General features: G+C 72.6%; 1 protein-coding gene. It reads right to left on the bottom strand.

Annotated elements, in window-relative coordinates; all coding sequences use genetic code 11:
- Positions 1-14876, bottom strand: a 14876-nt coding sequence (locus ACWCPW_RS50440) for an amino acid adenylation domain-containing protein (RefSeq protein WP_449768412.1), incomplete at both ends; no start/stop codon positions are given.

Here is a 14876-nt window from a genome sequence, read left to right as displayed (position 1 = left end):
GTCTCCGTGACATCACCCAGCAACTCCGCGAAGAACTCCTCGTGACCACCGTGCCGCAGACTCTCCCGCGCCTGCACCACGAAATCCCGGAACGGGCGCGGGGTGGGCAGCTCGTGCCCGTCGCCCGCCAGGAACGTCCGGACCTCCTGGAGCAGGACCTCCATGCCGACGTGGTCCTGAAGCATGTGATGCACCCGGATCAGCGCGAGCCACCGAGGCCCCCCGGGCGCGGCGGTGATGTGCGTGTCGATGAGGGGCGCGCGACCGATGTCCATGCTCAGTCCGCCGGTGGCGGCCAACTGCGTGACCGGGTCGCCGCTTTCGTGCCCCAGGTCCACCTCTCGCACCGGCAGCGGCGCTCGTCGCTGGACCACCTGTACCGGCTCGGGCACGCCTTCCCACACGATCGCGGTCCGGTAGATGTCGTGCCGGTCGATCACCTGCTGGAGCGCCCACAGGAAGCCGTCGAGCCGCTCGCGGGTGTCGAACTCCAGCACGAACGGCGCGACGTAGACGTCTCGTTCGTGCTCGCCGGCCATCAGGTGGTGGAAGAGGATGCCCTCCTGGAGCGGCGCCAGCGGGTACACGTCGGCGATGTTCGCGGCACCGCCGTCGATCGACTCGACGAGGTGCCCGACCTCGGCGTCCGACAGATCCACCAGCGGCAGCATGTCCGCCGTCAGCGCCGTGGCATCGGCCGGGATGCGGTTCGCCGGGACCACCACCGGCACCGGCCCGGCGATCTCCGCCAGCCCGGCCACGGTCGGCGACCGGAACAGGGCCCGGACCGACACCGAGACCCCACGCGCCCGCAACCGCTCCACCAGCGTGATGGCCAGCAGCGAATGCCCGCCCAACGTGAAGAAGTTGTCGTCCACGCCCACCGACGGCAGGCCCAACACCTCGGCGAAAACCGCGCACAACACCTCCTCGCGCACGGTCGCGGGCCCTCGGCCATTCGTCCCGCCCGGCCCGTAGTCGGGGGCGGGGAGCGCATCGCGGTCCAGCTTCCCGTTGGCGGTCAGCGGGATGGCGTCCAGCACGACCACCGCCGACGGCACCATGTACTCCGGCAGCCGACCGACGACGAAACCACGCAGCTCCTCGGCCAGTCGCATGCCCGTCTGGCCATCGCGAGCCACGACGTACGCGACCAGGCGCTTCTCACCGGGCGAAGCCGCGGAGGGGGCCTCCGTACGGTTCACGCTCTCCTCGCGGGCGACGACGACGGCCTGGGCGACCTCGGGGTGGCTCTCCAACACGGTCCGGATCTCGCCGGGCTCGATCCGGAACCCACGGATCTTCACCTGGTCGTCCGCCCGACCGGCGAAGACCAACTCACCCTCGGCCGTCCACCGCGCCCGGTCCCCCGTGCGATACATCCGCTCACCGGAGCCGAACGGGCAGGCCACGAACCGCTCGCCCGTCAATGCGGGACGACCGAGATAACCCCGGGCCAGGCCCGCGCCCGCCACGTACAGCTCACCCGTCACGCCCGGTGCCACCGGGTGCAGGGCGTCGTCCAGGACGTACATGCGGGTGTTGGCGATCGGCACGCCGAAGGGAATCGGCAGCCGCAGCGGGAGGTCGAGCCGGGTCGAGGTGACCATGACCGTGGCCTCGGTGGGCCCGTACGTATTGATCAGTCGCCGGCCCGACGCCCACGTCCGCGCCAGGTGTTCGCCGACGGCCTCCGCGCCGATCAGCAGGGTCGCGACCCCGGCGAGGTCGTCCGGCTGCAGGACGGCCAGCAGCGAGGGCACGAGGCTGGCGGCCCGTACCCCGTTCTCGTCCACCAGTCGGCGCAGCAGCTCCGGTTGGCTGCGTTCGTCGGCGTTCGCCACCACCAGCGTTCCGCCGTGCGACAGGGTCACCGCCACATCCAGCACCGACGCGTCGAAGCTGAACGACGCGAACTGCAGGACGCCGACGCCGGTCGCCACACCCATCATCGGCGCGAACACCGAGACGAGATTGCGCAGTCCGGCGTGGGTGGCCGCCACCGCCTTCGGCGTGCCGGTGGAGCCCGACGTGTAGATCACGTACGCCAGTCCGGTCGGCGACACGGTCGCCGCCGCGGCCTCGGGGGTGGTCGTCGCGAGGACGTCCGAGGCCGCGGGATCGTCCAGCGCGATCACCGACAGGCCCGCCGTCGGCAGGTCCGCCAGCGTCTCCCGGGTCCCGATCAGCGTGCCGATGCCGCTGTCCGCGAGCACGAACTCCGCGCGCTCCCGAGGATACTCCGGATCGATCGGTACGTACGCCGCGCCCGCCCGCCACACACCCAGAATCGACGCGACCATGTCCACGCCACGCGGCAGGCACAGCCCCACCAAGGACTCCGGGCCGACACCCGACCCGCGCAGGTACCCGGCCAGCCGACCGGCCCGAGCCGCCAACTCCCCGTAGGTGAGCCCGACACCGTCGCACACCACGGCCGGCGCATCCGGTGTCCGCGCGGCCTGTGCGGCGAACAACTCCGGCATCAACGGCCCGGGCACGTCCGTCGCCGTGTCGTTCCACTCCGCCAACACCCGTGACCGCTCGCCGCCGTCGAGCACGTCCACCGCGCGCAGCGACAGGCCCGGGTCCGCGACCAACTCCGTCAGCACCCGAATCCAGCGACCACCGAAGCCCTCGACCGAATCGCGGTCGAACAGATCCGCCGCACCCACCAGGCCACCACGAAGTCCCGCCGGGCGACCCTCGTCGTCGAAGAGTTCGGTGAGTGAGAGGTCCAGGTCGAACTTGGCGACCTGCGCGGCGAATACGCTCGCCGCGGCCTCGGCGCCCGGTGTGCCGACCTCGATGCCGGGCAGCTCCAGCCCTGCCGGGCCGGTGTTCTGCACCGTCAGCATCACCTGGAACAAGGGGTGTCGGGCCAGCGATCGGGCCGGCGCCAGTTCCTCCACCAGCCGCTCGAACGGCACGTCCTGATGTCCGTACGCGCCGAGCCCGCTGTCGCGGACTCGGCCCAACACCTCCCGGAACGACGGGTCCCCCGAGAGATCCGTGCGCGTGACCAAGGTGTTCACAAAGAAGCCGACCAGGTCGTCCAGGCTCTCGTCCGTGCGACCGGCCACCGCCGCGCCGATCGGGATGTCCGTACCGGCGCCCAGCTTCGACAACACCACCGCGAGCCCCGCCTGCAACACCATGAACACCGTCACGCCCTCGGCCCGCGCCACCTCCCGCAACCGGGCATGGACATCCGCGGACAACCCCAACGCGACCCGATGCCCACGATGCGAGGCCACCACCGGACGCGCCCGATCCGCCGGAAGCTCCAACTCCTCCGGCGCACCCGCCAAAACCCCCCGCCAATACCCCACCTGACCCGACAACACACTCGCCGAATCACCCTCGTCACCCAACAACTCCCGCTGCCACAACGCGTAATCCGCGTACTGGGCCGGCAACGGGGTCCACCCCGGCGCCCGATCCGCGCACCGGGCGGCATACGCGGTGGAGATGTCCCGGCCCAACGGGCCCATCGACCAGCCGTCCCCCGCGATGTGATGCACCACCACCACGAAGACGTGCTCGTCGGGCCCGATCGACAGCAGCCACGCCTTGATCGGCATGTCCGTCGCGAGGTCGAATTCGTGGCCCACGGCCCGTGCTACCGCACCGGGCACCTCGCCCGGCGCGACCTCCTCGACCACCAACTCCCAGGCCGACTCCTCCAGGTCCAACACCCGCTGGAACGGCTCACCGTCGGCAACCGCGAACACCGTCCGCAACACCTCGTGCCGACCCACCACATCCCGCAACGCCGCCGCCAACGCGGCCACATCCACTCGACCGGAGAGGCCCACCACCACCGGCAGGTTGTACGTCGCGCCGCCACCCTCCAACTGCCCCAGGAACCACAACCGCCGCTGCGCGAACGACAACGGCACCCGCTCCGGACGCACGCGCTCCCCGACCGAAGCCCGGGCTCGCCGTACCTCGCCGTCCCCCAGTCCGGCCGCCAGACCGGCGACCGTGGGCGTCTCGAACAGGGCCCGAATCTCCAGCTCCACACCCAGCACCGCACGCACTCGCGACACCAGCCGCGTCGCAAGCAGCGAGTGGCCGCCCAACTCGAAGAAGTTGTCGTCGACCCCCACCCGGTCCAGACCCAGCACGTGGGCGAACGCCCCGCACAACAACTCTTCGCGCAGACCGACCGGGGCCCGACCGGCGTCCGTGCCGTAGTCGGGAACGGGCAGCGCCGCGCGATCGAGCTTGCCGTTGGGGGTCAGCGGCAGTTCGTCCAGCACGACGAGCGCCGAGGGCACCATGTAGTCGGGCAACCATTGTGCCGCGAACCGTCGGAGCTGCTCGGGCAGGCGCGCGAACTCGGCGGTGCCGCCCTCCGCCGCGACGACGTAGCCGACCAGTCGTTTGTCGCCGGTCCGGCCTGCCGACTCGGCGTCCTCGCGGACGACGACGGCGGCCTGGGCGACGTCGGGGTGGGTCTCCAGTACGGTCTGGACCTCGCCGGGCTCGATCCGGAACCCCCGGATCTTGACCTGGTCGTCCGCGCGGCCGGCGAACACCAACTCACCGCCCGCCGTCCACCGCGCCCGGTCGCCTGTGCGGTACATGCGCTCACCCGTACCGAACGGGCAGGCCACGAACCGCTCACCGGTCAGCGGCGCCCGACCGAGATAGCCCCGGGCCAGGCCCGTGCCGGCGATGTACAGGTCACCGCTCACGCCCGGGGGCACGGGGCGAAGGAAGTCGTCCAGCACGTAGGTGCGCGTGTTCGCGATCGGCGCGCCGAACGGAATGGGGCCGCGCAGCGGCGGGTCGAGGGGGGTGGCGGTGATCATCACGGTCGCCTCGGTCGGCCCGTAGGTGTTGATCAGTCGCCGATCCGCCGACCAGATCCGGGCCAGGTGCTCGCTGATCGGCTCGGCGCCCACCAGCAGCGTGCCGACACCGGCCAGGTCCTTGGGTTCCAGGACACCCAGCAGGGAGGGCACGAGGCTGGCGGCGCGTACCGCGTTGTCGTCGACGAGTCGGCGCAGCAGCTCCGGTTGGCTGCGTTCGTCGGTGTTCGCCACCACCAGCGTTCCGCCGTGGGACAACGTCACGGCCACATCGAGCACCGACGCGTCGAAGCTGAACGACGCGAACTGCAGGACCCCGACGCCGGGTGCGACTCCCATCATCGGCGCGAACACCGAAACCAGGTTCGCCAGCCCGGCCCGCGTGGCCACCACGGCCTTCGGGGTCCCGGTCGAGCCGGAGGTGTAGATCACGTAGGCGGTCGCGCATGGTGCCGGGTCGGCCACGGGTTCGCCGGGGGCGGTCGTCGCGAGGGCGACCGAGGTCGCGGGATCGTCCAGCGCGATCACCGACAGGCCCGCCGTCGGCAGGTCCGCGAGCGTCTCCGTGGTCCCGATCAGCGTGCCGATGCCGCTGTCCGCGAGCATGAACTCGACGCGCTCCCGCGGATACTCCGGATCGATGGGCACGTACGCCGCGCCGGCCCACCACACGCCCAGGATCGCCGCGACCATGTCCACGCCACGCGGCAGGCACAAGCCCACCAACGATTCCGTGCCCGCGCCCGACCGGCGCAGGTATCCGGCCAATCGGCTCGCGTAGGTCGCGAGTTCCGCGTACGAGATGCCGGCTCCATCGCACACCGCGGCCGGGGCGTCCGGTGTGCGTACGGCCTGCGCGGCGAACAACTCCGGCACGGTCGTGGTCGACGACGCGACCGCCGTGTCGTTCCAGTCGATCAACACCCGTGAGCGCTCGGCCGCGTCGAGCACGTCCACCGCGCTCAACCGCTGCCCCGGATCGGCGGCCAGATCCGCCAACGCCCGAACCCAGCGGCCTGCCAGGCCCTCCACCGAGTCCCGGTCGAACAGGTCCGCCGCGCCCACCAGCACACCGCGCAGCCCCGCCGGTCGCCCCTCGTCGTCGAAGAGTTCCGCCAGCGACACGTCCAGGTCGAACTTCGCCGCTCCCGAGAGTTCGGCCGCGATGTCCTCGGTCGGCGCGTCGACCCGTACACCGGGCAGCTCCAAGGCCGCTCGGCCGGTGTTCTGGAGGGTCATCATCACCTGGAACAGCGGATGCCGCGCCAACGACCGCGCCGGCGCGAGTTCCTCCACCAGCCGCTCGAAGGGCACGTCCTGATGCTCGAACGCGCCGAGCCCGCTCTCCCGAACCCGCCCCAGCACCTCGCGGAACGTCGGGTCCCCGGACAGGTCCGTGCGCATCACCAAGGTGTTCACGAACAGGCCGACCAGGTCGTCCAGGCTCTCGTCCGTGCGACCGGCCACCGCCGCGCCGATCGGGATGTCCGTACCGGCGCCCAGCTTCGACAACACCACCGCGAGCCCCGCCTGCAACACCATGAACACCGTCACGCCCTCGGCCCGCGCCACCTCCCGCAACCGGGCATGCACATCCGCGGACAACCCCAACGCGACCCGATGCCCACGATGCGAGGCCACCACCGGACGCGCCCGATCCGCCGGAAGCTCCAACTCCTCCGGCGCACCCGCCAAAACCCCCCGCCAATACCCCACCTGACCCGACAACACACTCGCCGAATCACCCTCGTCACCCAACAACTCCCGCTGCCACAACGCGTAATCCGCGTACTGCACGGGTAGTCCCGTCCACTCCGGCGCCCGCCCCGCGCACCGGGCCGCGTAGGCCGCCGAGACATCCCGCCCCAACGGGCCCATCGACCAGCCGTCACTCGCGATGTGATGCACCACGAGCACCAGCACGTGCTCTTCGGCACCGGTGGTCAACAACCGTGCGTGCAGCGGGACTTCCGTCGCGAGGTCGAATTCGTGGCCCACGGCCCGCGCCACCGCACCGGGCACCTCGCCCGGCGCGACCTCCTCGACCACCAGCTCCCAGGCCGACTCCTCCAGGTCCAACACCCGCTGGAACGGCTCACCATCGGCAACCGCGAACACCGTCCGCAACACCTCGTGCCGACCCACCACATCCCGCAACGCCGCCGCCAACGCGGCCACATCCACCTGCCCCGACAGTCGCACCACCGTCGAGGCGTTGTAGGTGGCGCTGCGGCCCTCCAACTGCCCCAGGAACCACAACCGCCGCTGCGCGAACGACAACGGCACCCGCTCCGGACGCTCCCGAACCGCCAACGCCGTACGCGCCGCACCGGCGTCGGCCAGCGCCGCCGCGAGCCCGGCCACCGTCGGCGCCTCGAACAGCGCGCGGATGTCCACCTCGACGCCCAGCACCGCCCGTACCCGCGACACCAGTCGTGTCGCCAGCAGCGAGTGGCCGCCCAGGTCGAAGAAGCCGTCGTCGACGCCGACCTCGTCCAGCCCGAGCACCTGCGCGAAGACGCCGCACAGGAGTTCCTCGCGGATTCCCGTCGGACCTCGGTCGCCGCCCGGGGTGTAGTGCGGGGCGGGCAGCGCCTTGCGGTCGAGTTTCCCGTTCGGGGTCAGCGGCAGCGCGTCGAGCACGACGACCGCCGAGGGCACCATGTAGTCCGGCAGCCGGGCGGCCACGAAACGTCGCAGCTCCTCGGCCAGGCTCGCCGCGCCGGCCGACGCGCCGTCCTCGGTGCCGACCACGTAACCGACCAGGAGCCGATCCTCGGGCCCGCCGGCGGTCGTGTCGGCGCGGGCGAGCACGGCCGCCTGGGCGACCAGCGGATGGGCGACGAGCGCGGCCTCGACCTCGCCGGGCTCGATCCGAAAGCCGCGGATCTTGACCTGGTCGTCGGCCCGACCGGCGAACACCAGCCGCCCGTCCGCGGTCCACCGCACCCGGTCCCCGGTCCGGTACATCCGCTCGCCCGGCGCGAACGGGCAGGCCACGAACCGCTCACCGGTGAGCGCCGGCCGCCCGAGGTAGCCCCGGGCCAGGCCCGCGCCGGCCACGTAGAGTTCGCCGACCACCTCGGCCGGCACCGGGTCGAGGCGGGCGTCCAGGACGTAGGCGCGCGCGTTGCGGATCGGCCCGCCGATATCGGGGTCGCCGCCCGGCTCCAGGGGTGCCGACATGGTGGCGCAGACCGTGGTCTCGGTCGGCCCGTACGCGTTGATCAGTCGCCGCCCGACGGCCCAGCGCCCGGCCAGGTCGGTGCCGAGCGCCTCGCCCGCGGACACCAGCGTCCGCACCGACGGCAGGGCGCCGGCGTCCAGGACCCGCAGCACGGCGGGCGGCAGCGTGGCGTGGGTGACCGCGTGCCGGGCGATCACCTCGGCCAGGCCCTCGCCGGGCAGCAGTTCCGCCGCCGGCGCCACCACGAGGCAGGCGCCGCTGCCCAGCGCCATCATCAGCTCCCAGGACGCCGCGTCGAAGCCGGCCGACGCGAACTGGAGCACCCGGCTGTCCCGGTCCACCTCCAGCCGCTCGATCTGCGTGGCGACCAGACTGGCCACGCCGGCGTGCGAGAGGGCCACGCCCTTGGGCCGACCGGTGGAGCCCGAGGTGTAGATCACGTACGCCAGCCCGTGGACGGGCGTCGAAACCGTCGGCGCGTCGCCGGGCCGGGCCGCGACGACGGCCGCGACCCGCGGGTCGTCCAGGGCGATGCTCAGCACGCCGCGCACGGGCGGCAGGTCGTCCAGGATCGCCTCGGTGCCCAGCAGCACGACGGCTCGGCTGTCGGCGAGCAGGTAGGCGATCCGCTCCTGCGGGTAGCGCGGGTCGATCGGCAGATACGCGGCGCCGGCTTCGAGTACCGCGAGCAGGGCCACGATCAGGTCCACGCCGCGCTCCTGCACGACGGCGACCACCGACTCGGGACCCACACCCAGGTCGATCAGGTGCCGGGCGAGCCGGTTCGCGCGCTCGTCGAGGCGGGCGTAGGACAGCTCGACGCCGTCGGCCCGGACCGCCACGGCATCCGGGGTGGTCCGCACATGGGTCCGGAACAGCTCCGGCAACGTCGCGGCCAGGCCCACGTCGGCGGTCGTCTCGGCCCAGTCCGCCACCAGGCGCGACCACGCCTCGTCGTCCAGCACCGGCACGGCCCGCAGCGGGGTGTCCGGGCCGCACGCGCCCTCGCGAGCGGAACTCGGGGCGGGCCCGGGAGCGGGCTCCGGAGCGGAACTCGGGGCGGACCCGGGGACCGACTCCGCGGTGGGCTCCGGCGCCGCTTCCAACGCCGCGACCAGATTCTCGATCGTCGTGTGCAGCAGGCGCGCGACGGCATCCGGGTCGGCCGGCGCCATCGCGTCCACACTCAACGCGAAGCCCTCGTCGGCCAGGTCGTCCACGGACACGGCCAGTGGAAAGTTGCTGCGGTCGTGCGTGGCCAGCGAGCGGATGCCGGCGAAGCCCGACTCGCCGTCGGAGTCCGAGCCGGCTGTGCCGCCGGTCCGTCGTGAGCCGCTGTGCCGGTAGTTGAACAGGGCGCTGAACAGCGGGACGTCGCCGTCCAGCCCCGCCGCCTGCTGCGCCACCGCCAACGGCGCGTGCTCGTGTTCGAGCAGCGCGGCGAGTTGGGCACGCATCGCCAGGACCGCCGCCCGCACCCCGACCTCGCCCAGCCGGACCCGGACCGGCAGGGTGTTCATGAACAGGCCCAGTGCCCGGTCGGCTCCGGCACCCGCGTTCATCCGCCCGAACAGGACGGTGCCGAAGACCACGTCGTCGCGTCCGGACAGCGCGGCCAGCGCCCGGGCCCAGGCCACGTGCAGCAGGGTCGCGGGGCTGACTCCCAGCCCACGGGCCACGTCGCGGACGCGCCGGCCGACGTCCGCGCGGACCGGGAGGCCGGCCCGTCGTACGCCGGTGCCGTCGCCGCGCACGTCCACCAGGCCGTAGGGGTGGGTGGGTTCGGTGACGTCGCCGAGCAGGTCGGCGAAGAACCGCTCGTGGCCGCCCCGGCGCAGGCTTTCCCGGGCCTGCACCACAAAGTCCCGGAACGGCAGCGGCGGGGCGAGTTCGGCGCCGCGTCCGGTGCGGAACGCCTGCACCTCCTGGAGCAGCACCTCCATCCCGGTGTGGTCCTGAACCATGTGGTGCACGCGCAGCATGGCCAGCCAACGGGTGCCGTCGGCGGCCGGTGTGAGGTGCGCGTCGATCAGCGGCGCGCGGGTGATGTCCATGCTCGTGGCGCCGGCGGCGAGCAGCGCGGCCACCGGATCCCCGTCACCGCCGCACTCGCCGGGGCCGAACTCGCGTACGGTCAGCGGCGCTCGACGGTGCACCACCTGCACCGGGTCGGGCACGCCCTCCCACACGATCGCGGTGCGGTAGATGTCGTGCCGGTCGATCACCCGGCCGAGGGCGTGCAGGAAGCCGTCGAGTCGCTCACGGGTGTCGAACTCCAGCACGAACGGCGTGACGTAGACGTCGCGTTCGTGTTCGCCCGCGATCAGGTGGTGGAAGAGGATGCCTTCCTGCAGCGGCGCCGGCGGGTAGATGTCGGCGATGTTCGCGGCGCCGCCCTCGACGGTCGCGACGATGCGCGCGAGGTCGGCGTCCGACAGGTCCACCAACGGCAGCAGGTCCGGGGTGAGTTCGGTGCAGTCGTCGGGGATCCGGTTCGCCGGGACCGGCACCGGTTCGGGGCCGGCGACTGCGGCCAGGCCGGCCGGGGTCGGTGTCTCGAACAGGGCCCGGATCTCGACCGAGACGCCCTGCACCCGCAGCCGCTCCACCAGCGTGACCGCCAGCAGCGAGTGCCCGCCGGACTCGAAGAAGTTGTCGTCCACGCCCACCGTGTCCAGGCCGAGCGCCTCGGCGAACGCGGCACACAGGATCTCCTCGCGCACCGTGCTCGGTCCTCGGCCGACGCTGCCCGCGTGCTGCGGCGCGGGAAGGGCCTTTCGGTCGAGCTTCCCGTTGGTGGTCAGCGGCAGCGCGTCGAGGATCACGACCGCCGCCGGCACCATCTGCTCGGGGAGCCGCTGCGCGACGAACTTCTTGACCGATTCCGCGAGTTCAACGCCGTCCCCGGCCTCGGGGTCGGTCGGGACCAGGTAGGCGACGAGGCCGAGGTCGCCGGCGGCGGTGTCCCGACCGACGACGATTGCTTGGGACACCCGAGGATGCGTGAGCAGCGCGGTCCGGACCTCGTCGGGCTCGATCCGAAAGCCGCGGATCTTGATCTGGTCGTCGACCCGGCCGGCGAAGACCAGGTTGCCGTCCGAGTTCCACCTGACCCGGTCGCCGGTACGGTACATCCGCTCGCCGGCGACGAACGGGCAGGCCACGAACCGCTCACCGGTCATCGCCGGGCGATGGAGATAGCCGCGCGCGACACCCGCTCCGGCGACGTACAGTTCACCGGTCACCCCCGGCGGTACCGGGGCCAGTCGTTCGTCGAGCACATAGGCGCGGATGTTGCCGATGGGCGTGCCGATCGGAACCGCGTCGTGCCGGAGCAGATGCGGGGTCAACGGCGTGGTGGTGACCCCGATCGTGGTCTCGGTGGGGCCGTAGTGGTTGAACACCGGGCGTTCGCCGGCCGCGCGCAGCAGGTCGCGCACCCACTCGGCCGAGGCCGCCTCGCCGCCGAGCACCAGCGCCCCGGCCGGCAGTACGGCGGCCGTACCGCGCACACTCGCCAGCGCGGCCAGGTGCGAGGGCACCACCTTGACGTGCTCGATCCGGTGGCGGACCAGGTACTCGGCCACGGCCGACGGGTCGATCGCGGCGTCGGCGTCCAGGATGTGCAGTCGCCCACCGCTGACCAGGCTGCCGAACACCACGGTGTTGCCCAGATCGGTGACCTGCGACTGGAGCAACGCGTAGCGCGCGCCGGGTGCGCCCAGTCCCACCCGCGCGGGCGCCGAGGCCACGTAGTTCGCGAGTCCGCCGTGCGTGACGGCGACCCCCTTCGGCCGTCCGGTCGACCCGGATGTGTGGATCACATAGGCCAGTTCGGCCGGATGCGGGCGTCGAGTCGGGCTCGCGCGCACTTCGTCCGGGTCGGTGCCGATCGGGTCCGCGTCGTCGACCACGTCCGGGTCGTCGATCGCGACGGTGGGCAGCCGACCGGCCGGCAGGTCCTCCAGCAGGTCCTCGGTCCCGACCAGGATGACCGCGCGACCGTCCGCGAGCAGGAAGGCGATGCGATCCGCGGGATGGCGCGGATCGATGGGCAGGTACGCCGCACCCGCCCGCCACACGCCGAGGATCGCGGCGATCATGTCCGACCCTCGGGGCAGACACAGCGCCACCACCGAACCGCGGCCGACTCCGCGCCCGCGCAGCACCCGGGCCAACCGCGCGGCACGCGCCGCCAGTTCGGCGTACGAGATCTCGACGCCGGCGCACTCGACCGCGACCGCGTCCGGGGTACGCGCCACCTGCGCGGCGAACGACTCGGGCACCGACGGCGCCGGCGGGTCGACCCGCGTGTCGTTCCACTCCACCAGCACCCGGGCGCGCTCGTCCGCGTCGAGTACGTCCACCGCGCCCAGCCGCACGCCCGGATCGGCGAGCACCGTCTCCAGCACCCGCACCCACCGCGCGCCCATCGCCCGCACCGAATCCGGATCGAACAGGTCCGCCGACGCGGTCAACCCGCCGCGCAGTCCGGCCGGCCGACCCCGCTCGTCGAACACCTGGGCGATCATCACGTCGAGGTCGAACTTCACCCCCGGCCGCGGCCCGGGCCGGACCTCGACCACCAGACCGGGCAGGGCGACACTCGCGTCGAGGGTGTTCTGCATGGTCAGAACGACCTGGAAGAGCGGGTGGCGAGCCGACGATCGAGCGGGCGCCAACTCCTCCACGAGCCGTTCGAACGGCACGTCCTGATGCCCCAGCGCCCCCAGCCCCGCCTCCCGCACCCGGGCCAGGACGGTGCTGAAGGTGGGATCGGCGGAAAGGTCGGTACGGATCACCAGGGTGTTGACGAAGCACCCGATCAGCGGGTCCAGGCTCTCGTCCGTGCGCCCCGCGACCGCCGAACCGATCGGGATGTCCGTACCCGCGCCGAGCTTCGCCAACAACACCGCCAGCGCGGCCTGGAGGACCATGAACACCGTCACGCCCTCGGCCCGCGCCACCTCCACGAGCCGCGCGTGCAGGTCCGCCGACAGCTCCAGGGGCACGGTGTGCCCGAGGTGGCTGGCGACCGCGGGGCGCGGGCGCTCCACGGGCAGCGCGAGTTCCTCCGGCGCATCGGCCAACGCGTGCCGCCAGTAGGCGACCTGGCGCGACAGCACGCTGTCCGGGTCCTGGTCGCCGCCCAGCAACTCCCGCTGCCACAGCGCGTAATCCGCGTACTGCACCGGCAGCGGCGCCCACTCCGGCTCCCGACCCGCCAGCCGCGCCGCGTAGGCCGTCGACAGGTCCTGCCCCAGCGGCGCCATCGACCAGCCGTCCGCGGCGATGTGGTGGACCACCACGACCAGGATGTGCTCCTCCGGCCCGACCGTGATCAACGACGCCCGCAGCGGCGGCTCCGCCGACAGGTCGAAGGCGTACCCACTGGCCCGCGCCACAGCGCCGGCCGACTCGTCGGCGTCGGCCGCCTCCACCCGGCACAACTCCCACGCCACCTCCTCCGGGCGCAGGATCCGCTGGTACGGCTCGCCGTCGGCGACCGCGAGCACCGTACGCAGCACCTCGTGCCGGTCGATCACGTCCCGGAACGCCCCCTCCAGCGCGTCGACATCGGGCCTGCCGACCAGCCGAAGCACGTTCGGGGCGTTGTACGTCGCACTGCGCCCCTCCAGTTGCTCCAGGAACCAGAGCCGGTACTGGGCGAACGACAGCGGGATCCGCTCCGGCCGCTCCCGCGCCGTCACCGCGGCCCGGGCCGTGTCCGCCTCGTCCAGCACGGCCGCGAGCCCGGCGACGGTGGGTGCCTGGAAGAGCGCGCGGATCTCCAGCTCGACGCCGAGCGTGCGGCGAATCCGGGACGCGAGCCGGGTGGCGAGCAACGAATGGCCGCCGAGCTCGAAGAAGTTGTCGTCGATCCCGACGGCGTCGCGCCCGAGCACCTGCGCGAACACACCGCACAGGATCTCCTCGCGCACGGTGCGCGGCTCCCGGCCGGGGCCGGTGTGGTGGTCGGGTGTGGGGAGGGCTTTGCGGTCGAGTTTGCCGTTGCCGGTGAGCGGGAGGGCGTCGAGGGCGACGACGGCGGCGGGGACCATGTACTCGGGCAGGCGGCCGGCGGCGTAGCGTCGGAGGGTGTCGGGCAGGGCCGCCGGGGGTGTGGCGGTGTCGCGGGTGGGGACGACGTAGGCGACCAGGCGGGTGCCCGAGGTCTCGTCGCTGCGCGCGACCACCACGACCTGGGCGACGTCGGGGTGGGCGGCGAGCGCGGCCCGCACCTCGGCGGGCTCGATCCGGAAACCCCGGATCTTGACCTGATCGTCCACCCGGCCCGCGAACAACACCTGACCGTCGCGGGTCCAACGCGCCCGGTCGCCGGTGCGATACATGCGCTCGCCCGAGCCGAACGGACACGCCACGAAACGCTCACCCGTCAGCCCGGGGCGACCGACGTAACCCCGCGCGAGCTGCACACCGGCCAGGTAAAGCTCGCCCGTGACGCCGGGTGGGACGGGCGCGAGACGGTCGTCCAGGACGTACACGCGCGTGTTGTCGATGGGTGCGCCGATGGGGACGGAGGAGCCTTCCCAGCCGGGGGCGCAGTGCCAGGCGGTGACGTCCACGGACGCCTCGGTCGGGCCATAGAGGTTGTGCAGTTCCACGCCGTCGAAGAGCGTGTGGAAGCGGGCCTGGGTCTCCACCGACAGCGCCTCGCCACTGCACACCACCAGGCGCAGATCCTGCGCGCACGCGACGGCGGACGGCTCCTCCAGGAACGCGTCCAGCATCGAGGGCACGAAGTGCATCACTCCGACCCGCTGCTCGCGCACCAACGCGGCCACATACACCGGGTCGCGGTGGCCTCCGGGCCGGGCGACCACCATCGTCGCGCCCGATATCAACGT

The organism is Embleya sp. NPDC001921 (genome assembly GCF_053594475.1).
Note: the sequence above shows the minus strand (reverse complement) of the source record. Positions and strands in the feature narration are given on the sequence as shown.